This is a genomic window from Kitasatospora sp. NPDC088742, from assembly GCF_055584905.1.
The window spans coordinates 35,214-58,430 of the sequence record NZ_JBVJLD010000013.1 but is presented as its reverse complement, the minus strand read 5'-3'; the positions used below and the strand labels follow the sequence as shown (position 1 = coordinate 58,430).

17 protein-coding genes and 2 tRNA genes are annotated in these 23,217 nt (G+C 73.4%); 7 read left to right on the top strand and 12 right to left on the bottom strand.

Annotation, left to right across the window (positions count from 1 at the left end):
- Positions 1-83: 83 nt before the first annotated feature.
- Positions 84-2,723 (bottom strand): bifunctional acetaldehyde-CoA/alcohol dehydrogenase, encoded by a 2,640-nt coding sequence (gene adhE / locus ACZ6ZR_RS13280; protein WP_465642282.1) that lies wholly within the window; start codon positions 2,721-2,723, stop codon positions 84-86.
- Between the two features lie 206 nt (positions 2,724-2,929).
- On the opposite strand from adhE, the gene ACZ6ZR_RS13275 reads away from it, so the two are divergent.
- Positions 2,930-3,127 carry a hypothetical protein gene (locus ACZ6ZR_RS13275; RefSeq protein WP_465642197.1) on the top strand — a complete coding sequence of 66 codons (198 nt, stop codon included), beginning with the start codon at positions 2,930-2,932 and terminating at the stop codon, positions 3,125-3,127.
- Between the two features lie 169 nt (positions 3,128-3,296).
- Here ACZ6ZR_RS13275 and ACZ6ZR_RS13270 read toward each other — a convergent pair whose 3' ends face one another.
- Positions 3,297-6,509, bottom strand: coding sequence for a S41 family peptidase (locus ACZ6ZR_RS13270; RefSeq protein ID WP_465642196.1), 3,213 nt, complete (start codon positions 6,507-6,509; stop codon positions 3,297-3,299).
- A 180-nt stretch (positions 6,510-6,689) separates the two neighbouring features.
- Between ACZ6ZR_RS13270 and ACZ6ZR_RS13265 the strand changes: the two genes are divergently transcribed.
- Both ACZ6ZR_RS13265 and ACZ6ZR_RS13260 read left to right on the top strand, forming a co-directional pair.
- Entirely contained in the window at positions 6,690-8,342 is a 1,653-nt protein-coding gene (locus tag ACZ6ZR_RS13265; protein WP_465642195.1) for a chitinase, read from the top strand.
- A gap of 106 nt (positions 8,343-8,448) precedes the next feature.
- Positions 8,449-9,042 (top strand): hypothetical protein, encoded by a 594-nt coding sequence (locus ACZ6ZR_RS13260; RefSeq protein WP_465642194.1) that lies wholly within the window; start codon positions 8,449-8,451, stop codon positions 9,040-9,042.
- Between the two features lie 23 nt (positions 9,043-9,065).
- On the opposite strand, the gene ACZ6ZR_RS13255 is transcribed toward ACZ6ZR_RS13260, so the two are convergent.
- A tRNA-Lys gene (locus ACZ6ZR_RS13255) sits at positions 9,066-9,139 on the bottom strand.
- Positions 9,140-9,186: 47 nt separating this feature from the next.
- Positions 9,187-10,101, bottom strand: a complete 915-nt coding sequence (locus ACZ6ZR_RS13250; protein ID WP_465642193.1) for an NADP-dependent oxidoreductase — start codon at positions 10,099-10,101, stop codon at positions 9,187-9,189.
- Between the two features lie 164 nt (positions 10,102-10,265).
- Between ACZ6ZR_RS13250 and ACZ6ZR_RS13245 the strand changes: the two genes are divergently transcribed.
- Both ACZ6ZR_RS13245 and pgi read left to right on the top strand, forming a co-directional pair.
- The gene (locus ACZ6ZR_RS13245; RefSeq protein WP_465642192.1) at positions 10,266-11,828 is read left to right on the top strand and encodes a Na+/H+ antiporter; all 1,563 of its coding nucleotides are present in this window, start codon (positions 10,266-10,268) and stop codon (positions 11,826-11,828) included.
- Positions 11,829-12,048: 220 nt separating this feature from the next.
- Positions 12,049-13,701, top strand: coding sequence for a glucose-6-phosphate isomerase (pgi, locus tag ACZ6ZR_RS13240; protein WP_465642191.1), 1,653 nt, complete (start codon positions 12,049-12,051; stop codon positions 13,699-13,701).
- Positions 13,702-13,820: 119 nt separating this feature from the next.
- On the opposite strand, the gene ACZ6ZR_RS13235 is transcribed toward pgi, so the two are convergent.
- The 8 genes from ACZ6ZR_RS13235 to ACZ6ZR_RS13200 all read right to left on the bottom strand — a co-directional run bounded on the left by ACZ6ZR_RS13235 (position 13,821) and on the right by ACZ6ZR_RS13200 (position 21,311).
- Positions 13,821-13,894: transfer RNA gene (locus ACZ6ZR_RS13235), tRNA-Lys, on the bottom strand.
- A 52-nt stretch (positions 13,895-13,946) separates the two neighbouring features.
- Positions 13,947-14,486, bottom strand: coding sequence for a bifunctional DNA primase/polymerase (locus tag ACZ6ZR_RS13230; RefSeq protein ID WP_465642190.1), 540 nt, complete (start codon positions 14,484-14,486; stop codon positions 13,947-13,949).
- Positions 14,487-14,640: 154 nt separating this feature from the next.
- The gene (locus ACZ6ZR_RS13225) at positions 14,641-15,045 is read right to left on the bottom strand and encodes a hypothetical protein (protein ID WP_465642189.1); all 405 of its coding nucleotides are present in this window, start codon (positions 15,043-15,045) and stop codon (positions 14,641-14,643) included.
- 133 nt (positions 15,046-15,178) lie between these two features.
- Positions 15,179-16,567 carry an AAA domain-containing protein gene (locus ACZ6ZR_RS13220; RefSeq protein WP_465642281.1) on the bottom strand — a complete coding sequence of 463 codons (1,389 nt, stop codon included), beginning with the start codon at positions 16,565-16,567 and terminating at the stop codon, positions 15,179-15,181.
- Between the two features lie 8 nt (positions 16,568-16,575).
- On the bottom strand, positions 16,576-18,147 hold the full coding sequence (locus ACZ6ZR_RS13215; RefSeq protein WP_465642188.1) for a hypothetical protein: 1,572 nt from the start codon (positions 18,145-18,147) through the stop codon (positions 16,576-16,578).
- Positions 18,144-19,346, bottom strand: coding sequence for a hypothetical protein (locus tag ACZ6ZR_RS13210; protein ID WP_465642187.1), 1,203 nt, complete (start codon positions 19,344-19,346; stop codon positions 18,144-18,146). Before ACZ6ZR_RS13210 ends, ACZ6ZR_RS13215 begins: the two co-directional genes overlap by 4 nt.
- A gap of 58 nt (positions 19,347-19,404) precedes the next feature.
- Positions 19,405-20,106: a response regulator transcription factor gene (locus ACZ6ZR_RS13205; protein WP_465642186.1), complete on the bottom strand. Its 702-nt coding sequence runs from the start codon at positions 20,104-20,106 to the stop codon at positions 19,405-19,407.
- Positions 20,103-21,311, bottom strand: a complete 1,209-nt coding sequence (locus ACZ6ZR_RS13200; RefSeq protein WP_465642185.1) for a sensor histidine kinase — start codon at positions 21,309-21,311, stop codon at positions 20,103-20,105. Before ACZ6ZR_RS13200 ends, ACZ6ZR_RS13205 begins: the two co-directional genes overlap by 4 nt.
- A gap of 156 nt (positions 21,312-21,467) precedes the next feature.
- Between ACZ6ZR_RS13200 and ACZ6ZR_RS13195 the strand changes: the two genes are divergently transcribed.
- Positions 21,468-22,436 carry an SDR family NAD(P)-dependent oxidoreductase gene (locus tag ACZ6ZR_RS13195; protein ID WP_465642184.1) on the top strand — a complete coding sequence of 323 codons (969 nt, stop codon included), beginning with the start codon at positions 21,468-21,470 and terminating at the stop codon, positions 22,434-22,436.
- A 136-nt stretch (positions 22,437-22,572) separates the two neighbouring features.
- Positions 22,573-23,214, top strand: a complete 642-nt coding sequence (locus ACZ6ZR_RS13190; RefSeq protein ID WP_465642183.1) for a histidine phosphatase family protein — start codon at positions 22,573-22,575, stop codon at positions 23,212-23,214.
- Positions 23,215-23,217 lie beyond the last annotated feature (3 nt).

Genomic DNA, 23,217 nt, shown 5'->3' with positions numbered 1-23,217 from the left:
TTCCGAGCCCTACGCCTACATTGTGAATCCATTCACAAAGTCACATGGGCTCGGAAAGTCCTGATTCGTAGGGACCTTGGACCTCAGAAACGGTCTCCGTAGAACGCCTGCCTCATCAGCTGCTCCATGTCGGCCAGCATCGGCATCCGCGGGTTGGCCGGGGCGCACTGGTCCTCGTAGGCGTACATCGCCTGCCGCGGCAGCGCCGCCAGGAACGACGCCTCGTCAACTCCCGCTCCCTTGAAGGAGTCCGGGATGCCGGCCTTGGCCCGCAGCTCCTCGACCGCCTGCGCCAGCGACTCCACGCCCTGCTCCGGGCTCGCGGCCGGCAGGCCGAGCATCCGCGCGACGGCCTGGAAGCGCTCCGGGGCGATGTAGGCCCGGTACTTGGGCCAGCTGGTCACCTTGGCGGGGGCGGCGCCGTTGTAGCGGATCACGTGCGGCAGCAGGATCGCGTTGGTCCGGCCGTGCGCGACGTGGAAGGTCGCGCCCAGGGTGTGCGCCATCGCGTGCACCACGCCGAGGAAGGCGGAGCCGAAGGCCATGCCGGCGATGGTCCCGGCGTTGTGCATCTTCTCCCGGGCGACGGGGCTGTTCGGGCCGTCGGTGACGGCCTGCTCCAGGTTCTCGAAGATCAGCTTGATGCCCTGGAGGGCCAGGCCGTCGGTGAAGTCGTTGGCGTAGACCGAGACGTAGGTCTCGATGCAGTGCGTCAGCGCGTCGAAGCCGGAGTCGGCGGTGACGTCCTTCGGCAGGTGCGTGGTCAGCGCCGGGTCGCAGATCGCCACGCTCGGGGTGAGCGCGTAGTCCGCCAGCGGATACTTCTGGCCGGTGGCCGAGTCGGTGATCACCGCGAACGGGGTGACCTCCGAACCGGTGCCCGAGGTGGTCGGGATGCAGACCAGCTTGGCCTTCTCACCCAGGTCGGGGAAGGTGAAGGCGCGCTTGCGGATGTCGAAGAACTTCTCCTTCAGGTCCGCGAAGACCGTCTCCGGGTGCTCGTACATCAGCCACATCACCTTGGCCGCGTCCATCGGCGAGCCACCGCCGAGCGCGACGATGGTGTCCGGCTGGAAGCCGCGCATCAGCTCGGCGCCCTTCTCCACCGTCTCGATGCTCGGGTTGGGCTCGACGAAGTCGACCACCCGCACCTCGACCGGCTCCTGACGGCGGCTCAGGACCTGCTGGACCCGCTCCAGGTGCCCGATCTCCACCATGGTCCGGTCGGTGACCACGACGACCTTGCGGACGCCGCGCATGTCGGCCAGGTACTTGACGGAGTTGCGCTCGAAGAAGACCTTCGGCGGGACCTTGAACCACTGCATGTTGGTGTTGCGACGCCCGATCCGCTTGATGTTGACGAGGTTGAGCGCGGTCACGTTCCCGGAGACCGAGTTGGCCCCGTACGAGCCGCAACCCAGGGTCAGCGAGGGTATGAAGGCGTTGTAGACGTCGCCGATCCCGCCCTGCGAGCTGGGCGCGTTCCAGATCACCCGGCAGGCCTTGACGGCGTGTCCGAACTCCTCGGCGAAGGCCTCGTCCTCGGTGTGCACGGCCGCCGAGTGGCCCAGCCCGTGGAACTCCACCATCTCGGTGGCCAGCCTCAGCCCCTGCTCCCGGCTCCCCGCCTTCAGCACCGCCAGCACCGGGCAGAGCTTCTCCCGGGTCAGCGGCTCCTGCGGCCCGACCGAGCCCACCTCGGCCAGGATCACCGAGGTCCCGGCCGGCACCTCGAAGCCCGCCGCCTCGGCGATCTGCTCCGGGGACCGGCCGACCACGGCCGCGTTCAGCTTGGCGCCCGCGCAGTCGCGCCCCTCGCCGACGCCGAAGACGTACGCCTCCAGCAGTGCCTTCTCCGCCTCGGTCGCCACGTACGCCTTGAGCCCGCGGAACTCGGCGATCGCCGGCCCGTAGATCTCCTCGTCGAGGATCACCGCCTGCTCCGAGGCGCAGATCATGCCGTTGTCGAAGGACTTGGAGACCACCACGTCGTTGACGGCCCGCCGCAGGTCCGCGCTCTTCTCGATGTACGCGGGCACGTTCCCGGCCCCGACCCCGAGGGCCGGCTTTCCGCACGAGTACGCCGCCTTGACCATCGCGTTCCCGCCGGTGGCCAGGATGGTGGCCACCCCCGGGTGGTTCATCAGGGCGCCGGTGGCCTCCATCGAGGGCCGCTCGATCCACTGCACGCAGTGGGCCGGCGCCCCGGCCGCGACCGCCGCGTCCCGGACGATCCGGGCCGCCTCGGCGGAGCACCGCTGGGCCGACGGGTGGAAGCCGAAGACGATCGGGTTGCGGGTCTTCAGCGCCACCAGCGCCTTGAAGATGGTGGTCGAGGTCGGGTTGGTGACGGGCGTGACGCCGGCGACCACGCCGACCGGCTCGGCGATCTCCACGATGCCGTCGATCTCGTCCCGGCGGACCACGCCGACGGTCTTCATGCCGGCCATCGAATGGGTGACGTGCTCGCACGCGAAGATGTTCTTCACGGCCTTGTCCTCGAACACCCCGCGCCCGGTCTCCTCCACCGCCATCACGGCCAGCCGGGTGTGCGCGGCCAGCGCCGCCAGCGAGGCCTTCTTCACGATGTGGTCGACCTGCTCCTGGGTGAAGCCCGCGTACTCCCGCAGGGCCTCCTGACCGTTGGTCACCAGGATGTCGACCGCCGTGGCGGCCTCGGACGGAGCAGGGGTCTCGGTCGCTGCGGACTTCTGGCGGGTCATCTCGCTCACCTCGGGGGACGAGTGCTGCGTGGCGGCCCCGGCGGCGCTGCCGGAGGCGGCTGACAGCTCCACCCTCCGTCTGGGGATGATCAGTGGGCTACGGGCCTTGGATCGTTCTTCCGCGGGACCAAGGGCTCCATCTCCGGGAGTCGTTCGGGCAGGTGGCGGCGTACGGTGGCAGTGCGGACCGACCCGAGGAGGACAGCATGGGCATCTTGGACAGGTTCCGGCACAAGGCCCAGGACACCCTGGACCCGAACGAGCGCCAGCGGATCGCCCACGACGAGGCGGCCGACGCGTTCGCCGACACCCCCCAGCGCTCCGCGATGGAGCGGATCGAATCCACCGACGACGACCGCCGCGCCGCCGACCAGATGACCGCCGAAGGCGACCCCTGGGACTGAGCGGCTGACGCCCGCCGGGCAGCGACCTCAGGGGCGCGAGGAACTGCGCGAATCGGAAGGCGGCTCATCTGCAACCGAGGCTCCGTCAGCCAGTTGCACGTGCTGCCGTTCCCCTGCGCGCAGTTCCTCGCGCCCCTGGCATCACCACGTACGTTCCTCGCACCCCCGGCTAGCGAGGGGGAAGCGGTGGGCGGCGGAGGTCGGGGCGTGGGGTGTCCGGTGGTGGGGGTGCGGCGGCCGGGTGTTCGGCCAGCAGGTCGAGGGCCAGCCGGACGGCGGTCTCGAGTTCCGTGTGCAGGTGCGCCGCCCACTCGTGGGGGCCCCGCACCACCGTGACGTCCGGCGCCACCCCGTGGTTCTCCACCGACCACCCGATGCCGCCGGTGAACCACGAGGCGTTCTTCGGCACCGAGATCTGCGTCCCGTCCCCCAGCGTGTGACGCCCGGTCATGCCGACCACCCCGCCCCAGGTCCGGGTCCCGACCACCGGCCCGAGGCCCAGCAGCCGGATCGCGGCGATGATCACGTCCCCGTCCGAGCTGGTCGCGTGGTCGGCCAGCGCCACCAGCGGCCCGCGCGGCGCGTCCCGGGGGTAGCGGACGGGGAGCCGCCCGCGCGCGTGGTCCCAGGCCAGCACCCGGCGGTTCAGCTTCTCCAGCACCAGCTCGGAGACGTTCCCGCCGGCGTTCCCCCGCACGTCCAACACGACCGCCGGATGGTCGAGTTCGCGCCGCAGGTCGCGGTTGAACTGGGCCCAGCCCGAGCCGCCGAGGTCCGGGATGTGCAGGTAGCCGCACCGTCCGTCGCTCAACTCCCGTACCAGCTCACGCCGTTTGGCCACCCAGTCCTGGTAGCGGATCGGCCGCTCGTCGGTCAGCGGGGTGACCGCGATCCGGCGCTCGGAGCCGTCGGCGGCGGTGCGGAAGGTCAGCTCCACGGTGGTGTTCCCGGCCCCGGCCAGCAGCGGGGCCGGGCCGCGCACCGGATCGGGGGCCCGGCCGCCGACGGCGGTGAACTCGTCGCCGTCGCGCAGCCCGTAGCCCGCCAGCGGGGCCCGGGCGCGCGGGTCGGAGGACTCGCCGGGCAGGATGCGGTGGACCAGCCAGCGGCCGTCGGCGGCCCGGCGGATGTCGGCGCCGAGCAGGCCCATCGGCTGCTGGGCGAGGATGGCGCCCTCGCTGCGGCGGGCGGCGGTGACGTACGCGTGCGAGGTGCCGAGCTCGCCGAGCAGCTCCCGGAGCAGGTCGGCGAAGTCGTCCGGGGTGGCCACCCGGTCGACCAGCGGGGCGTACTGCTCGACCAGTTGGGGCCAGTCCAGCCCGCACATGCCCTCGTCCCAGAACTGGTCCGGCACGATCCGGGCCGCCTCCCGGAAGGACTGCCGCCACTCCTCGGCCGGGTGCACGGTGTGCGTGATCCGACGCAGGTCGACCGTCAACGGCTGGCTGCCCGACGGGAGTTGGAGCAGTCGCAGGGTGGAGTTGGAGAACACCAGCACGGACCGGCCGTCCCCGGAGACCGAGTACCCCTCGACCTGCTCGGCCACCGTGGCCCGGGTGCCGTGCGCCAGGTCGAAGTACTCCAGCACCGGGCGGCCCGAGGTGTCGGCCGGGTTGGCGAAGGTCTGCCCCAGCGCGCCCGCGATCGGCCAGCGCAGCCAGAGCACCCCGCCCCGGGCCGAGGCGGTGGCCGAGTACTTCGACGCGGTCACCGGGAACGGCACCAGCCGAGTGGAGAGCCCCTGCTCGTCCACCGTCACCGTGCCGTCCCCGCTGCTCCGCTCCGGATCCAGCCCCACCGGCGGGCGGCCCTCGGCCGGGGCGGCGAACGGTGACGGGGTGTCGGCCGCCAGCGGCACCAGGTACGGGCGGCAGCCCAGCGGGAAGGAGAGGTCCCCGGTGTGCACGTCGTGCACCGGGTCGAAGCCGCGCCAGGACAGGAAGACCAGGAAGCGGCCGTCCCGGGTGAAGACCGGGTGCTCGTCCTCGAACCGGCCGCCGGTCACGTCCACGGTGTGCTCGGGGTCCGCGACCCGGGCCAGCTGGATCGAGCGCAGCGAACGGCCCGCCACCGGCTGCGCCCAGGCCAGCCACTGCGAGTCGGGGGAGAACGCGGGCGTGCCGACCGGCCCGTGCCGCGAGGCGGCCACCTCGGTGACGGTGCCGTCCGCCACCGAGACCAGCAGCAGCCGCCCGTCCGAGGCGACCACCGCCAGGGTGCGGCCGTCCGGCGAACCGGTCAGCTCCAGCACCCGCCCCAGCCGCCCGCCGGCCAGCCGCCGGTTCGGGCCCTCCGCCGCACCCTTCGCAGGGGCGGGCGCGATCTCCACCGCGTCGGCGCCCTCCGCGTCGGTGATCCAGGCGATCCGCCCCTCCGCGCCGAGCACCACCGGCAGCCGGGCCCGCACCCCCGGGGTGTCCGCCAGCACCCGGGCCGGGCCGTCCCGGTGCGCCAGCCAGTACAGACTGCCCCGGATCGTCAGCACGCCGGCCCGCCCGGTGGCGTCGCAGGCCAGGTCCTTGACCTGACCCGCCGTCGGCACCTGGTAGGGGCGGCGCCCGGTCCGCGAACCGCCCAGCGGCACCTGGAGGCGGCGCGGGTGCGGGGCCTCCAGGTCCTCCAACAGCCAGAGGTCACCGGCGTGTTGGTAGACGATCCGGGTGCCGTCGGTGGCCGCCTCCCGGGCGTAGTAGGTGGCGTGGTCGGTGTGGCGGCGCAGGCCGGTGCCGTCGATGCGGCAGGAGTAGAGGTTGCCGACGCCCTCGTGGTCGGAGAGGAAGGCGATCCGGTCGCCCATCGGCATCGGCGAGGCCAGGTGCCCGGGCAGCTCGGGCAGCAGCTGACGGTTCCCCAGCCAGAGCCGCCCGGTGGCCCCGCCCCGGTACCGCTTCCAGGCGGCCGGCTCGTGCGGGGCGGTGGCCGTCAGCAGCACCGTGTGCTCGCCGTCCTGCTGCGCGTCGCCGACCGGGCCCCAGGGCATCCGGCGGCCGGGGGAGCCGTCCGGCGGGAGCGCCCAGGCCCAGGTGTAGTGGGCGAAGGGCTCGTGGTACGAGGTCACCGCGAGCAGCTCCCCGTCCGGCAGCCAGCCGCGCAGCCGGGTGTCCTGACTGGCCCAGTGCGTCAGCCGGGTGGCCGGCTCGCCACCGGCCGAAGGGGTGCTCCACACCTCGGGGGTGAGGGTCAGCCAGCTGGTCCAGGCGATGGTCGCGCCGTCCGGCGAGAGCCGGGGACTGCTCACCCTGGTCCGGTCACAGCTCACCCGCCAGGCCCGGCCGACCTCCCCGTCCGCCGCCAACGGGGCGGCCCAGACGTCGTCCTCGGCGGTGAAGGTGAGCAGGCCGCCGCGCAGGTGGGGGTAGCGGAGGTATCCGGCGGCGGTCATGCCTCTCATGCAACGGTGGCCCCTCCGGGGCCGCAACCCGAAGGCCTGCGCTGCCGGGCGCTGCCCGGTCGGAACCCATTGACACCCGGGCGGCCGAGCCGCTTCAGTGGTCCAGTCCAATTCTGGCTCCCCCGCACCGACTTGGACACCCCCACAGAACGAGGCAGGAGCGTCCCCCACATGCGCACTCCCCGTACCACCAGAAGGCTGGTCGCCGGAGCGACCGCCTGGGCCACCGCGGCGGCCGGAGCCGTCGCCCTCACCTTCTCCCTGGCACCGTCCGCGAGCGCGGGCGAGTACCTGGCCAACGGCGGCTTCGAGTCCGGGAACCTCTCCCCCTGGACCTGCTCGTCCGGCCTCGGAAGCGTCACCAACCAGGCCCGGACCGGCACTTCGGCCCTGGCCGGCGCCACCTCGGCCGGCGACATCGCCAAGTGCGCGCAGACCGTCCAGGTCGCGCCGAACACCACGTACCAGCTGACCGGCTGGGTCAAGGGCTCGTACGTCTACCTCGGCGTGGAGGGCGGCACCACCGCCTCCACCTGGACGCCGGGCACCGGCGGTGCCTACCAGAAGCTCTCGGTCAGCTTCACCACCGGCGCGAGCCAGACCAGCGCCACCGTCTACACCCACGGCTGGTACGGCCAGGGCACCTACTACGCCGACGACCTCTCCCTGGACGGCCCCGGCGCCCCGAGCCCGAGCCCCAGCCCGTCCGTCTCGGTCTCCCCGTCCCCGTCCCCGTCGGCCAGCGCCTCGCCCTCCCCCTCCCCGTCCACCTCCTCCTCGCCGACCGCCCCGCCGCCCGGCGGCCTGCCCAAGCACGCGCTCGTCGGCTACCTGCACGCCAGCTTCGCCAACGGCGCCGGCTACACCAAGGTCGCCGACATCCCGGACTCCTGGGACGTCATCAACCTCTCCTTCGGCGAGCCCACCTCGGTGACCTCCGGCTACATCCGGTTCAACCGCTGCCCGGTCAGCGAGTGCCCCGGCGTCGAGTCGGACGCCGACTTCAAGGCGGCCATCGCCGCGAAGCAGGCCAAGGGCAAGAAGGTCCTGATCTCGATCGGCGGCCAGAACGGCCAGGTGCAGCTCACCACCACCGCCGCCCGCGACGCCTTCGTCAGCTCGGTCTCGGCCATCATCGACAGGTGGGGCCTGAACGGCCTCGACATCGACTTCGAGGGCCACTCGCTCTCGCTGGCCACCGGGGACAACGACTTCAAGAACCCCACCACGCCCGTCGTGGTGAACCTCATCTCCGCACTGAAGACCCTCAAGGCCAGGTACGGCAAGGACTTCGTGCTGACCATGGCCCCGGAGACCTTCTTCGTCCAGCTGGGCTACCAGTACTACGGCTCCGGCCCCTGGGGCGGCCAGGACCCGCGCGCCGGCGCCTACCTGCCCGTCATCCACGCCATGCGGGGCGACCTCACCCTGCTGCACGTCCAGGACTACAACTCGGGCTCGATCATGGGCCTGGACAACCAGTACCACTCCATGGGCGGCGCCGACTTCCACGTCGCGATGACCGACCTGCTGCTCAAGGGCTTCCCGGTCGCGGGCAACGCCAACAACGTCTTCCCGCCGCTGGCCCCCTCCCAGGTCGCCATCGGCATGCCCGCCAACACCTACGCCGGCAACGGCTACGTCGCCCCGGCCGAGGTCAACAAGGCCCTCGACTGCCTCACCAAGGCCACCAACTGCGGCAGCTACGTCCCCCGGAGCGGCCCCCAGCCCGACCTCCGCGGCCTGATGACCTGGTCCATCAACTGGGACCAGTACAACGGCACCCGCGAGTTCTCCAAGAACTTCGACAGCTACTGGCCGTGAGCCCGAGCGGATGAGGTGGCAGGGGGACCCGGCTGATGCTGGGTAACCCTGCACCCTCGGCAGGTGAGTCGTAACGTTTCTAGGGGGACCGTCGGCGGAGGGCCCGATGGAAGTCCTGAGAGATCTCCTGATTGCAGCACTCACTCCGGTCGTTGCTCTGTTGATCGGATGGAGTGGGGAGTGGCGCACCCGCCACAGCGCAGAGCTGCGTCGCCGTAAACAGATCGAGGAGGCGCAGCTCTACGCAGGCTTCCTAGTCGAATGGGTCAAGGCATACGGTGAGGTGCGTCCAGGTGCTCGGCCCGACGTGTTGCACGGCCAGGCCGCACGCTCCCTGGAAATGGTCTTTCGACAGATCCATGCTGTTGGGCCCCGAGCAACTGATCCGGTGGCGAGGGCCCCGTTGGCGCGCAGGCTCCGCAAAGCGGTGCTTCTAGTCCCGTTGCGGTCGTGGAGCGCATCCGCGGTGCGGGTTGTCTTCTACTTCTGGTTGATCGTGGTCACCGGCGTCCTGCCGGACATACTGACGGATCCGACCCGAGCCTGGGGAGATCGAATCGGGTCAGCCTCGGCCTTCGTGTTGTTCAACGCAGCCATCTTGTATGGGTTGTGGTGGCTTGTGCTGAGGCTGGCGGTCCGGTCTGCTGAGCACAGGTCAGCTGCAGAGCAGCCTGAAGACGACGGAAGGCCCCTCACCTGAGTGAAGGGCCTTGCGTCTGTCTGTGCGCCGCCAGGGACTCGAACCCCGGACCCGCTGATTAAGAGTCAGCTGCTCTAACCAACTGAGCTAGCGGCGCCTGCTGACGAAGAGAACATTACCCGGTCAGCAGCCCGGATCGGAAATTCACTCCCCCCAGGGGAGGATGACCGCCTTGCCGCGGACGTGCCCGGCCTCCACCAGGCGGTGGGCCTCGACCGCCCGGGAGAGCGGGAAGGAGGCCGAGACGGTGAGCCGCAGGCAGCCCTCCTCCCAGAGGGCGGTGAGTTCGGCGAGGCGGGCGGCGGACCGGGGGCCGTAGAGCCAGCGGACGCCCAGGCCCTCGGCGGCCGGGTCGGCGATGGTGCCGATCCGGGAGCGGTCGGCGACCAGTTCCAGGGAGGGTTCGAGGGCGCCGCGCCCGGCCGCGTCGAAGGCGGCGTCCACTCCGTCCGGGGCGACGGCGCGGACCCGGTCGGCCAGGCCGTCCCCGTAGGTGACGGGGATCGCGCCGAGCGACCGCAGGTAGTCGTGATTGGGCTCGCTCGCGGTGCCGATCACGGTGGCGCCCCAGGCGCGGGCCAGCTGGACGGCGACCGAGCCGACCCCGCCGGCCGCCGCGTGGATCAGGACGGTGTCGCCCTCGGTGACCCCGAGCCCGGAGAGCGCCACGTGGGCGGTCTGCCCGGAGGCGGAGAGCGAGCCGGCCTCCGCCCAGCCCATCCCGGCCGGCTTGGCCACCAGCTGCTCGGCCGGCACCGCCACGTACTGGGCGTGGCCGCCCAGCAGCCGGAAGCCCAGCACCTCGTCCCCGGCCGACCAGCCGGTGACGCCCGCGCCGAGCCGCGTCACCACGCCCGCGAACTCGTTGCCCGGCGTGGCCGGGTACTCGACCGTCAGGCCCCGGGGCGCCCAGCCCGAGCGGATGGCGGTGTCGGCCGGCTGGATGCCGGCGGCCAGCACCCGCACCAGCACCTCGCCGGGCGCGGGCTCGGGCACCGGCAGCTCGGTCACCTCCAGCACCTCGGGTCCACCGGGCTCGCGGAACAGTGTCGCCAGCATGTGCGTGTCTCCCCTCCGGACGGACGGTCCGTCAGGAGCCACTCTCGGAGATGAAGCGGACTTGAAGTCAAGCCCCGGCCGAGGGGCGCGCCGCGCGCGCCTGTCGCACTGTCAGATTTATGCTGAGCGGCGACCCGTCGCCCGCCCGAGAGGACGCCACCCCCGTGGGACAGCTCAGCCTGCTCTTCCTGGTGCTGCTCGCCTCGGTGGTGACCATCCCGCTGGCCCGGATCACCCGGGTGCCGCAGCCGGTGCTGATGACCGGGATCGGCATCGTGCTCGCCCTGGTGCCGCAGATCCCGGACATCGAGGTCAACCCGGAGCTGATCCTCCCGCTGGTGCTGCCGCCGCTGATCTTCGCCGTCGCCCGGCGCTCCTCGGTGCGCTACTTCAAGGCCAACGCCCGCTCCATCCTGCTGCTCGCGGTCGGCCTGGTGGTGGTCACCACCACGGTGGTCGCGGGCACCTTCCACTGGCTGCTGCCCGGCCTGCCGGTGGCCGCCGCCATCGCGCTCGGCGCGCTGGTCTCCCCGCCCGACCCGGTGGCCGCGGTCGCGGTGGCCGGCAGCGTCGGGCTGCCCCGGCGGCTGGTCGCGGTGCTGGAGAGCGAGGGCCTGTTCAACGACGTCACCGCGATCGTCATCTACTCACTGGCGATCGAGGCGGTGACCGAGGGCCACCTCTCCGCCGAGGGGATCGGGCTGCGCTTCGTGCTCTCGGCCGTGGTCGCGGTGGTGGTCGGCGCCGGGCTCGGCTGGCTGAACGCCAGGCTGGCCGGGATGCTCGACGACCCCACCCAGCAGGTCGCGCTCAACCTGCTGGTGCCGTTCGCCGCGTACGTGCTGGCCGAGGAACTGCACGGCTCCGGCGTGCTCTCGGTGGTGGTCTGCGCCCTCTACCTGGCGGACCGGGCCCAGGACGCCGACGACGTCGCGTACCGGCTGGTCGGCAACGCGTTCTGGCAGATCGTCGAGATCCTGGTCACCGGCGTGGCCTTCGGCCTGATCGGACTGGAGCTGGCCCCGCTGCTGGACGAGGTCGGCGGCGCCTGGCGCGGCATGCTCGGCGACGCCACTTGGGTGATCGCCGCCGTGGTGCTGGTGCGGCTGGCCTGGCTGCTGCCCGCCGCCTGGATCTCCAGACGGGTCAGCAACGCGGACGAGGACACCCCGGTCAGCGTCGGCGAGACGGTGGTGCTCTGGTGGTCCGGGATGCGCGGGGTTGCCACCGTGGCCCTCGCGCTCGCCATCCCGCGCGACTTCCCGGGCCGGAACGAGATCGTCATCTGCGCCTTCGCGGTGGTCCTCTTCACCCTGCTGGTCCAGGGCCTGACGCTCCCTCTGATGGTCCGGGTGCTCGGCCTCGGCGGCGGCACGGACGAGCACGAGGAGGCCGTCAAGCACATGTGGTGGCGGGCCGCCAAGGCCGGACTCGTCCGGCTCGGCGAACTGGAGGAGGAGCGCGACCTCCAGCCCGAGGTGGTCGAGGTGCTGAGGGAGCGCCAGCACGACCGGCTGGCCCGGCTCTGCCCCGAGCGCTACGCCGAGGAGGAGGCTGCCGAGGCCCGCGAGCGCTGGGACCAGCTGCGCTCCGCCGCCGACCTGGAGCAGGAGATGATCGCCGCCTCCCGCCGCGAGGTCCTGGTGGCCCGGGGCGAGCCGGGCGGCGACCCGGAGATCGCCGACCAGGTGATGCGCCGTCTGGACCTGCGCTCCCGAAGGACCTAGTGCCGTGCACGGCACTAGACGGAAGTGGGTACACGCCGGGAGGTGGCGGAGTATGCGTCCCGGCCAGTGGCGCGTCACCTGACGGACCGTCGCGCGAAGTAGGCTGACCCGGGCAGGCCGTCAACGGAGTCGGCGCACCACAGAGCTACCGTCGGACCTCGCGCCACCCTCTCGCAGGGCCCTGCCGGTAACCGAGATCCGGATACTCAAGGAGCAAGCGATGACGGCGCAGAACCGCACCCCCCTGGACCGGCTGCCGCAGTGGACGGCGCTGGCCAAGCACCGGGAGGAGTTCGGTCAGACGCACCTGCGCGAGCTGTTCGCCGCCGACCCGGAGCGCGGCTCGGGCTACACCCTGACCGTCGGCGACCTGCTGGTGGACTACTCGAAGCAGCTGGTCGACGACCGGGCCCTGGAGCTGCTGCGGGAGCTGGCCGAGGCCACCGACGTGGCCGGGCTGCGCGACGCGATGTTCCGCGGCGAGAAGATCAACACCACCGAGGACCGGGCCGTCCTGCACACCGCGCTGCGCGCCCCGCGCGGCGCCGAGGTCCTGGTGGACGGCGAGAACGTCGTCCCGGCCGTGCACGCGGTGCTGGACAGGATGGCCGCCTTCTCCGACCGGGTCCGCTCCGGCGAGTGGACCGGCCACACCGGCAAGCGGATCAAGAACGTGGTCAACATCGGCATCGGCGGCTCCGACCTCGGCCCGGCGATGGCCTACGAGGTGCTCCGCCCGTTCACCCAGCGCGATCTGACGGTCCGTTTCGTCTCCAACGTGGACGGCGCCGACCTGCACGAGGCGGTCCGCGACCTGGACGCCGCCGAGACCCTCTTCATCGTGGCCTCCAAGACGTTCACCACGATCGAGACCGTCACCAACGCCACCTCGGCCCGCGGCTGGCTGCTGGAGCAGCTCGGCGCCGGCCAGGAGGCCGTGGCCAAGCACTTCGTGGCGCTCTCCACCAACGCCGCCGGGGTCGCCGACTTCGGCATCGACGTGGCGAACATGTTCGAGTTCTGGGACTGGGTCGGCGGCCGCTACTCCTACGACTCGGCCATCGGCCTCTCGCTGATGATCGCCATCGGCCCGGAGAACTTCCGACAGATGCTGGACGGCTTCCACCTGGTCGACGAGCACTTCCGGACCGCCCCCGCCGCCGAGAACGTCCCGCTGCTGCTCGGCCTGCTGGGCGTCTGGTACGGCGCGTTCTTCGACGCCCAGGCGCACGCGGTGCTGCCCTACTCGCACTACCTCTCCCGCTTCACCGCCTACCTCCAGCAGCTCGACATGGAGTCCAACGGCAAGTCGGTGGACCGCGAGGGCAACCCGGTCACCTGGCAGACCGGCCCGGTGGTCTGGGGCACCCCCGGCACCAACGGCCAGCACGCCTACTACCAGCTGCTGCACCAGGGCACCAAGGTGATCCCGGCCGACTTCATCGGCTTCGCCCGTCCGGTCGCCGAGCTCTCCGGCGCGACCGCCGCCCAGCACGACCTGCTGATGGCCAACTTCTTCGCCCAGACCCAGGCGCTGGCCTTCGGCAAGACCCCGGAGGAGGTCGCCGCCGAGGGGGTCCCGGCCGAGCTGGTCCCGCACAAGACCTTCCAGGGCAACCACCCGACCACCACCCTGCTGGCCGGCGAGCTCACCCCCTCGGTGCTCGGCCAGCTGGTCGCGCTCTACGAGCACAAGGTCTTCGTCCAGGGTGCGGTCTGGAACATCGACTCCTTCGACCAGTGGGGCGTCGAGCTCGGCAAGGTGCTCGCCAAGAAGATCGAGCCCGTGCTGCTGACCGGCGAGGGCACCGACCAGCTGGACAGCTCCACCGCCGGACTGGTCGCCAAGTACCGCTCCCTGCGCGGCCGCTGACGCCTGAGGCAGCACCTGCAACTGGCCCACGGTGGGTCGGTTGCAGGTGCCCCGCGGCCCCGGTGTGACCACATGCGAGAAGGCCCCCCATCCGAAGATGGGAGGCCTTCTGCTGTCTGTGCGCCGCCAGGGACTCGAACCCCGGACCCGCTGATTAAGAGTCAGCTGCTCTAACCAACTGAGCTAGCGGCGCCTGCTGACGTGGAAAACCTTAGCAGCGTGTTCGGGCGGAACCAAAATCCAATTCACCCCTCGTCCGCCTGCGCGGCCCCCCGCACCCGCGAGGCCCGGACGCAGGCCCAGAGCACGGTGGCCGCCCCCGGCAGCCACGGCTCCCGGGAGTCCGGCGCCACCATCCACCGGCCCGCGCCCTGCCCGGGGGAGGCCGGTGCGTCGAGCATGCGCTGGATCGGCGGCACCGTCACCGCGTCCCCCAGCCCGTGGCAGAGCAGCGGCGGCACCTCGCGGGCCCACTCCTCCCAGGCCAGCAGGGTGCGCAGCCGGGGCGCGGCCCCGGGCTGCACGAACAGCAGGGTCCGGCCCCGGTACGAGGCCACCGGGCCGCAGCCCGGGCCGGAGGCCCAGAGTTCGTCCAGCACGGTCCGGCCGAACAGGGCCGGCATGCTGATCACGTCGAAGGCACGGCCGCAGGGCAGCACCGTCGGGGCCCAGGGGCGGGACTCCCACAGGGCACGCATGCTGCGCGGGTACTCGCTCGCCGTGGCCAGCCAGGCCTCGCCGGCGGCCGTGACGTACTCCACGGATTGATACGTCCAGATGTCCACGCACAGCAGGATGGCGCGGGGCGGTCGCCGTACGGAGGGAATGCGGCGTTCGCCGGACAGCGGGCGGGGTGGGGGCGTACCCTTCCCGGCCGCATATGCCACCGGCCTGCAAGTCGGGGCCGCGCACCCGGCTCAGCTCAGCGCCCGGCTCGGCTCAGTGCTCGCCGGACTGCTGGCGGCGGAGCAGCGAGCGGCCGTACTCGACCATCTTGGTCGCGTAGTCAGGCGTCCAGTCCGCGCGCTCCGCGATGTCGGCGGGGGAGAGCGCGTCGAAGCGGCGGGTGTCCGCCAGCTGGGCCGCGGCGATCGCCTGGAAGTCGGCGGCCCGCTCGGCGGCGGTCCGGAACGCCAGCGTCAACTCCGTCGACCGGCGCAGCAGTTCGGCCGGGTCGGCGATGGACTCCAGGTCGAAGAACCGTTCCGGTTCGGGCTCGTCGGCCTGCGGCTCGAAGAGCAGCTGGACCGGGCGCAGCCGACGGGCGGGCGCGGGCACGGCTGGCGGAGCGTCCGGTGCGACGAGGTCGGCAGCGTCGGGGCGGGAAGCACCGGCGTCGGGCATGGTGGGACACCTCCGGGGTGTGGTGGGTGGCTGCCGTCCCATTGTCGCGCGGGGACGGCCGGTAGCGGAACGGTGCGCGTCGGGTTGCTATTCCCCTCCCGTGCGCCCCCGCGCTGCTGCCTTCCGCCGGGGCTCAGCGGAGGCGGACCCGGTGCTCGGCCAGCAGGGCCAGCACCGCGTGGTTGGCCTCCCAGCCGTCCGGGAACTTCATCGTGACGCCCAGCTGCACCGGCTCGGTGGACGGGTGCTCGTCCAGCAGCTCGGGGATGCCCGCCCGGGCCACCACGATGCAGGCGTGCCGGTGCCGGGAGGCCAGCACGCAGAGCCGGCCCGTCTCCAGGTGGAAGGCGGTGGCGTCCGGCCGGCCGGAGAGCGGGTGCAGCACCACCGTGACGTCGTACTCCCGGCCCTGCAGCCGGTTGGCGGTGTCCACCGTGACGGCCGGGCCGGCCGCGTGGTCCACCGGCACGCCGAGCTTCGCCAGCGCGGCCCGTACTGCCGCCGCCTGGTCCCGGTGCGCGGTGCCGACCGCGACCCGGTCCGGGGTGAGCGGGGCCGAGCCCTGCTCCGAGTGCGCCGTCAGCCCCCTGGTCAGCAGGCGGTGCACCACCGCGGCGGTGGCCTGCACCGCCTGCGGGTCGGTCCGCACGGTGTGCCGGGCGGGCAGCTCCAGCAGCGCCCAGCCGTGCTCGGCGGCCTCGTCCACCGCGGCGTCCAGTGCCGAACCGTCCCCGGCGGTGGCGGCGGTCAGCCGCCGGTCGTCCGGGCCGGTGCCCGAGCGGAACGGGGTGTAGGGGTAGAAGGCCTGGGAGATCAGCGGCGCCGCCGAGTACGGCAGCCGCCAGGAGACCGGCAGCCGGTGCGGGCGGATCGCCGGGTTGTGCGCCAGCAGGGTCACCACCGCGCTGCTCGACGGGTCGTACGACAGGCCCGCCCACTGGTCGGTGCCGACCACCGTGAACGGGTCCAGCTGGCCCGGGTCGCCGACGAACAGCGCCCGCTCGAACAGGCCGGCGACGGCCAGCAGCGCGTCCGAGCGCATCTGGTACGCCTCGTCCACGATCGCGTGCCGCCAGGGCTGCTCCGCCTTCACCCACTGCCACTTGGCGGCGGTGGAGATCACCACGTCCTGCTCCAGCAGCTCCGCCACCTTCGAGGAGGCCGTCACGTTCTCCAGCGCCGCCAGCTCCGGGCCGGGCTTGGCGTCGCTCGCGTGCAGCCGGCCGATCGTCAGCTCCGGTGCCTTCTCCGCCAACCGGCCGACCAGGTCGTCCACCTGACCGTTCGTCTGGGCCACGATCATCAGCCGCTCACCGGCGGCGACCAGGTCCTTGGCGGCCCGGACCACCAGCGTCGACTTCCCCGCACCGGGCGGGGAGTCCACCACCACGCCCCGCGGCCCGCCGGGGGCGGGGGTGACGGTGGCGGCCAGGATCGCCGCCACGGCGGAGTCGGCGGCGGCGCCCGGATCGGTGACGGCGGCAGGGGCCTCCGCCGCGGGAGCCGGAAGGTCGATGGTCATGCTGGTGGTCATTCCCACTCTTCGCTCGCGGTAGGCACGGGGTCGGCACTGCCGCCGGGCGGGCCGCCGTGCGTCCACGGGGTGTCCTCCGGCTCGGGGAGCGGGGCGGACTGACGGGCGGTCAGCTCGAAGAGCGTGAAGGTGACCCGCTCGCCCGGCTCGGGAAGGCTGCCCGGCTCGGGCTCCTTCTTCCGGCCCATCCCGTTCAGCACCCGGACGGTGACGCTGCCCTCGGCCGCCGCCACGATCTCCGCCTTCTGGGCCGCGGGCCCGTTCGCCCGGTGCACCTCGCGGCCCACGTCGGCGTGCGGCCGGTCGGTGGTGCGCAGCACCAGCAGGGGGCGGGGCTTCAGCGTCTTGCCCACGGTGGCGTACTCCGGGACCACCTCGACCACCTCGCCGCTGAACGCCTCGCCGGAGAGCCGGTGCCCGGCCATCGCCAGCGGGTCGTCCAGCGCCTCCTGTACGTCCACCTTGGCCTGCTCGCGCTCCCGCTGGGCCAGCTTGCGGGCGGCGGTGACCGCGTCGTCCTGCTTGGGCTGCGGCGGCTCGCCGGCCGCCAGCCTGTCCCGGTGGTTGGTGAAGGACCAGCGGTCGCTCTCCCAACGCTCCGTCAGATGGGCCGCCGGGGGCAGCTCGCGCAGCAGGTCCAGGCCGCGCCAGACGTCGTGCCAGGTGGGGAGGGTGGCGCCGAGCAGCACCGTGTGCAGCTCCTCGGTGGCCCGCTCGAGCGCCGACCGCGCCTCCGGGCCGTCCCGGTGGGCCGGTGCGGCGAGCGCCCGGTCGTACCGGGCGATCGCCGGGGCGAGCACCTTGGCGTCGAAGACCGGATCGGTGGCCGGCCCGGCCGGCGGGTGCACCGGCACGCCCCGGGCGTCCCGCTCGGTCTCCACCCGCTCGGCCAGCTCGGCACCGGACGTCCCGGCCGGCGGCCCGTGCCAGGCCAGCCGGGCGCCGAGGTGCTGGTCCTCCAGCAGGCTCTGGCCGGTCGCCCAGTGCCGGGCCAGCAGCTGGGTGGCCGACAGCAGCAGCGAAGAGCCGGGCACCTGGGCCCGCTCGGTGAAGTGCGTCAGCCAGCGGCCCAGCAGCGGCACCTGGGTCGGCGCGGGGTACGGGCCCGGATCGGGGTCGGAGGCCGTCCGGCGGAACCGGGTGGAGCGGCCGATCAGCGCCAGGTGCTGCACCGCACCCGAGTTCGGCACGATCAACTGCGGTGCGTCAGCGCAGAGTTCGCGGAAGGACTGGGTCTTCTCGCCGGTCTCCGGGTCCTTCTCGGTCCGCTCGACCAGCTCGACCTCACCGGCGTACGACTCCAGGTACGGCAGCAGCTCGGCCGCGAAGCCGGCCAGGAACGCGAAGCGCATGTCCCGGTTGAGCGGCTGCGGCACCAGCAGCAGCCGGGGCCGCTCCCGGTCGGTGCCCAGCAGCACCGCCAGCGGCGCCCCCGCCTCACCGGCGGTGGCCAGCGGCACCAGCACCATCGGACGCTCCGACAGGTGCCGGTGCCGGACGGTGGCGAGCGGCTCGGCATGGCCGCTGCGGACGGCCTCCAGCCGGGCCAGGGTGTCCAACAGGCTCACCGGGACACCCTCGTGCTCGTGCCCGCCCCGGCCGCGCACAGCGCCTCGGCGCGGAGCGCGGCGGCGTGCGCCAGCCTGGCGGCCGCCTCGTCGGTGCCGTCCGGGCTGCCCTTCTCGGCGGCCGCGAGGGCCTCCTCCACCGTGCGCAGGGTGCCCAACTCGCCCCGTACGCCCCGGCCGATCTGCTCCACCGCACCCGAGCCGCGGGCCTGCGCCCGGCAGAGGAAGCCCAACTCGCAGGCAGCCAGGCAGTCCGGGCCGTAACTGGCCGGCACCGCCTCCACCGCGCTGCCCAGCTCGGCCGCCGGCCTGGTCGGCACCCCGGCCCGGTCCGGCGCCAGGTCGAAGCTGGTGCCGGGCGGGAGCGCGTCCAGCAGCTCCTCGATCCTGGTCAGCCGGGCCAGCTGACGCCTGGTCACCGAGAGCTCGCGGCGGACGTCCACGCTGCTCGCGGTCGGCCGGTTGGAGAAGTCCTTCGGGCAGACCAGCAGCACGCTCGGCTCCGGCGAGCCGGGCAAATCCTGCTGCGCGTACGGGGACTGCTCCACCGTCACGCCCGCCAGCTCGGCGGCCGTCTGCTGCAGCGCCAGCACGTACACCGCCGCCTGGCGGGCGGCCGCGCCGACCTTGGCCGGATCGGCGGCGCCGTCGATCACCGGGAAGGACTTGATCTCCACCACCGTGCAGCGGCCGCCGTGCACCAGCACCGCGTCCGGCTCCAGGTAGGCGGGGGTGCCGGCCACGGTGAGGCGGAGCATCGGGTGGTCCAGCAGCGTCCAGCCGTCCAGGTCCGCCGCCTCGGCCAGCACCTGGCGGGTCCGGTCCGCCCGGGTGGCCGGGGCGGAGCGCGGCAGCAGGTCGGGGACGTTCAGCGGGCTCCCCTCGGGCGGCAGCCCGAGCCTGGCCCGCAGCGGTGCCAGCAGCGCGGCGTAGCCGTCGTCCTTGAGACGGGCCTCGAAGACGTTCCCCCGGGTGATCGCGAACGGCGACTGCCCGAACGGCGCCGGCCGCCCCAACCGCTCCGCCACCGCCCGCTTGTCCACCCCCGCCGCATCGAGCACAGCCCGCCGCCGACACCCCGGATTGGCCGCGAGCGCGGCCAGCGCCCGGGCGTCGAGGCTGCGCTGCGGCGCCGGGCCGCGCAGTTCACGGAGCCGCCGCGCGACCGGCTCCGCCTGCCCTTGGATCGAGACGTTCATGGTGCGGCCCAGTCTCGCACTCCCCGCCGACACTCCGGGGCAGGACGGGCAACCCGGACTACTGCGTGGCCGGCGGTCGCTGGTCCGGGGTGACACCCGCGGCCACGGCGAGGACGGCGAGGCGGATGCGGTTGTCCCGGCCGGTCTTCGCCATCAGGTTCGCGACGTGCGTCTTGACCGTGGTGACGCCCAGGTGCAGGCGCTCGGCGATCTCCCGGTTGGACAGGCCGCTGCCGACCAGGCCGAGCACCTCCCGCTCGCGCGGGGTGATGTGTGGGGTGAGGTGCGGGGTGCTGTCGGCCGCCTCCGGGGTGCCCGTGCCGGGCGGCCCGGCGGCCCGGGCGCCCACGGCGTGGCTGACCAGCCGGTCGAGCGCGGCCCGGCTGAACGGGGCCTCGCCGTCCGCGGCCCGGCGCACGGCCTCGACCAGCTCGGCCGGCCGGGTGTCCTTCACCAGGAAGCCGCAGGCCCCGGCGGCGAGCGCCGGGTACAGGTGCTCGTCGTCGTCGAAGGTGGTGAGCGCGACGACACGGGTGGCGGGGCGGGCGGCCAGGATGCGGCGGGTGGCGGCGATGCCGTCCAGGACGGGCATCCGAAGGTCCATCAGGACGACCTCCGGGCGCAGGCGTTCGGCCAGCCGGACCGCCTCCGCGCCGTTCTCCGCCTCGCCGAGGACCTCGATGTCCGGGGCCTGCTCGAAGAGCATCCGCAGGCCCATCCGGACGAGCTGTTGGTCGTCGGCCACCAGGATCTGGATCACGGGGTCTGCTCCGGGACTCGTACGGGGGCGGGCGGGGTGGGTGAGACGGCCGGGACGACCGGTGCGGGCAGGGTGGCGGTGAGCAGCCAGCCCCGGGCGGCCGGGCCCGCCGTCAGGCGGCCGCCGAACAGGGCCACCCGCTCGCGCATGCCGATCAGTCCGTGCCCGGACGGGCCCGGGGCGGACCGGCCGGGACGGCCCGCACCGTCGTCCTGGAGCGTCAGGTGCACGGCGTCGTCCTCGGCCGTCCGGACGGTCAACTCGGCCCGGGCGCCGGTGCCGGCGTGCCGGGCGGCGTTCGCCAGGCCCTCCTGGGCCAGCCTGAGCACGGTGAGGGCGCGGACCGCGTCGAGGTGGGCGAGGGCCGGGTCCACGGCGGCGGTGACGGTCAGTCCGGTGCGGCGGCCGCTCTCGAGGACGGACTCCAGCGCGGCCGGCAGGGCCCCCGGCGTGACCAGGGCGGAGGCCGCACCGGCGCCGGCGAGGCTGTCCGGGTCGCGCAGGACGGCCACCAGGCGGCGCAGGTCGGCCAGCGCCTCGCTGCCGCTGGCGTGCAGGTCGTCGAAGACCTCGGTCACCCGGGCGTCGACGGTGGCGGGGATGACGTGCCGGGCGATGCCGACCCGCAGCACCATCGACGAGACGTGATGGGCCACCAGATCGTGCAACTCGCGGGCGACGGCCGCGCGTTCGGCGGCCCGGGCGGCCAGCACCCGCTGCCCGGCGCCGGCCGCCTGCTGCGCCGCGTGCGCACGGGCGGTACGGGCGGCGTCCCGGACGGTCCGTACGTACCCGCCCAGGAGCAGCGGCAGGCCGGCCACGATGCCCATCTTGTAGAGCACGGACGGGAGTTCGGCGGGCAGGTCGGCGAGCCGGTTCACGGCGACGGCGAGCGCCAGCACCGCCGACCCGGCTGCCGGGCGGCGGCCTTGCTCCCGGACGGTCAGCTCGAAGAGGGTGACGGCCGCCAGCACCTTGAGGGCGGGGACGATGTCCGAGCCGAGCGCGTGCGCGGCGACGAGCAGGCCGCAGAGCACGAGCAGCGAGCCGAAGGCCCACCGCGCGGCGGCCGCGCACAGGGCGACCCCGGCGGCGGCGAGGGCCAGGTCCCGGGGCCCGGAGGGCCGGTGCACCAGCAGGAGGTCGCCGATCAGGACACCGACCAGCGCCAACGCCCGCAGCGCGGCGAACCGTTGGTCGAACACGAGCTCAACGCCTGATCGATTCACCCGCCTCACGATAGGCGGGTGGCGGTGCGCCCGGGGTCCTGCCGTGGGAGGAGGGCAGCTCCTCCCACCGGCCGCGAGGTCCGGCCCGTGGGCCGAGCCGGACACCCGGTCCGGACTGCGAGCGTGGTCGCCATGGAGACGAACTCGAACGACAGCGGCACCGGTGGGAACGAGGATTCGAAGGGTGGCGCCCTGGGGCGGCGGTCTCTGCTCGGGGGCGCGGCCGTCCTGGGCGCGGCGGGCGCGGTCCTCGGCACGGGCGCCCGGCCGGCGGGCGCCGCGCCGGCCGGGGCGCGCCTGCGGGACGGGCGGTTCCAGGGCCGGTCGGTGCTCGTCACGGGCGGTACCTCGGGCATCGGCAGGGCCACCGCCCGGGCCTTCGCGGCGGCGGGTGCGCACGTCGGATTCTGCGGCCGGCGGGCCGAGTTGGGGCGGCAGGTGGAGCGGGAGATCCGGGAGGCGGGCGGCGAGGCCAGCTACGTCCAGGCCGACGTGCGGGTGGCCGAGCAGGTGCAGGGCTTCGTGGACCGGATCGCGAGCCGGTACGGCGGCATCGACGTGGCCTTCAACAACGCGGGGATCGGCAGCGGCAAGGTGCCGCACGAGCTGAGCCTCGAGGAGTGGGAGGACGTCCAGGCCACCAATGCCCGGGGCGTCTTCCTCTCCGTCAAGTACCAGGTCCCGCACATGCTGCGGGCCGGGCGGGGCGTCATCATCTGCACCTCCTCCTCGGCGGCCGAACAGGCCCGGCCGACCAGCGCCGCGTACACCGCGAGCAAGCGGGCGGTGCAGGGCATCGTGAAGGCCGCCGCACTCGCCTACGGCCCCTGCGGGATCCGGGTCAACGCCCTGCTGCCCGGCACCACCGACACCCCCTTCGTCCGCCCGCCGGGCATCCCCGACGAGGGGTGGGCGGCGTACAAGAAGGCGTTCGGCCCGCTGAACATCGACGGGCTGGAGCGGATGGCCGAGGCCGAGGAGATCGCGGGCGCGGTGCTCGGGCTCGCCTCCGACGACTTCCCCTACATGACGGGTGCCTCGGTCGCGGTGGACGGTGGCAGCACGGCCGGCCGGAAGATGGTCCAGCCGGGCCGGGGCTGAGCCGGCGGTGGACGGGCCCGGCGGCCGCGCCGGATCCGGTGGTGGGGGATCATGGGGTGCCGGCGACTCGATGGCGAGGCCGGCCGGCGCCCGTCTTGGCCGGGGAGAATGCCAACGAGTCTGTGAGGAGCCGCTCATGCCCGCCCGTATCGTGCTCGTCCGCCACGGTGAGACCGCCTGGTCCGTCACCGGCCAGCACACCGGCCGCACCGACGTGCCGCTCACCGAGGAGGGCCGCGAGATGGCCCGTGCCCTCGGGGTCCGGCTGGCCGCCGCGCCGTGGAACGGACTGCCGGACGCGACCGTGTACACCAGCCCGCTCTCCCGGGCCAGGGAGACCTGCGAGCTGGCCGGCTTCGGTGCCCGCGCGGTGGACCGCGAGGAGCTGCTGGAGTGGGACTACGGCCAGTACGAGGGCCGGACCGGTCCGGACATCCGGGCCACCGACCAGCCCGGTTGGCTGATCTGGCGGGACGGCGTGCCCGGCGGCGAGAAGCTGTCCGAGGTGGCGGCCCGGGTGGACGCCTTCCTGGCGAGCCTGCACGAGGAGCACGGCACCCCGCACCCGGACACCACCACCATGCACTGCGCCGACCACGACGTGGTGGTCTTCGCCCACGGTCACCTGCTCCGCATCATGACGGCCCGTTGGCTCGGCCTGCCGCCCGAGTACGCGCAGCGGTTCAAGCTCGGCACCGCCGCCCTCTCGGTCCTCTCCTGGGAGTACGGCGCCCCGGCGGTCGAACTCTGGAACGACCAGTCCCACCTCGGGAAGTAGCGG

Bases quoted from the DNA above. Each gene is read 5' to 3' on its own strand.
- ACZ6ZR_RS13225 (WP_465642189.1), bottom strand. From the start codon at position 15,045: ATGCCCGACGCCGGTGCTTCCCGCCCCGACGCTGCCGACCTCGTCGCA.
- ACZ6ZR_RS13190 (WP_465642183.1), top strand. From the start codon at position 22,573: ATGCCCGCCCGTATCGTGCTCGTCCGCCACGGTGAGACCGCCTGGTCC.
- ACZ6ZR_RS13210 (WP_465642187.1), bottom strand. From the start codon at position 19,346: ATGAACGTCTCGATCCAAGGGCAGGCGGAGCCGGTCGCGCGGCGGCTC.
- ACZ6ZR_RS13220 (WP_465642281.1), bottom strand. From the start codon at position 16,567: ATGACCATCGACCTTCCGGCTCCCGCGGCGGAGGCCCCTGCCGCCGTC.
- ACZ6ZR_RS13260 (WP_465642194.1), top strand. From the start codon at position 8,449: ATGGAAGTCCTGAGAGATCTCCTGATTGCAGCACTCACTCCGGTCGTT.
- pgi (WP_465642191.1), top strand. From the start codon at position 12,049: ATGACGGCGCAGAACCGCACCCCCCTGGACCGGCTGCCGCAGTGGACG.
- adhE (WP_465642282.1), bottom strand. From the start codon at position 2,723: ATGACCCGCCAGAAGTCCGCAGCGACCGAGACCCCTGCTCCGTCCGAG.
- ACZ6ZR_RS13275 (WP_465642197.1), top strand. From the start codon at position 2,930: ATGGGCATCTTGGACAGGTTCCGGCACAAGGCCCAGGACACCCTGGAC.
- ACZ6ZR_RS13270 (WP_465642196.1), bottom strand. From the start codon at position 6,509: ATGACCGCCGCCGGATACCTCCGCTACCCCCACCTGCGCGGCGGCCTG.
- ACZ6ZR_RS13250 (WP_465642193.1), bottom strand. From the start codon at position 10,101: ATGCTGGCGACACTGTTCCGCGAGCCCGGTGGACCCGAGGTGCTGGAG.
- ACZ6ZR_RS13195 (WP_465642184.1), top strand. From the start codon at position 21,468: ATGGAGACGAACTCGAACGACAGCGGCACCGGTGGGAACGAGGATTCG.
- ACZ6ZR_RS13265 (WP_465642195.1), top strand. From the start codon at position 6,690: ATGCGCACTCCCCGTACCACCAGAAGGCTGGTCGCCGGAGCGACCGCC.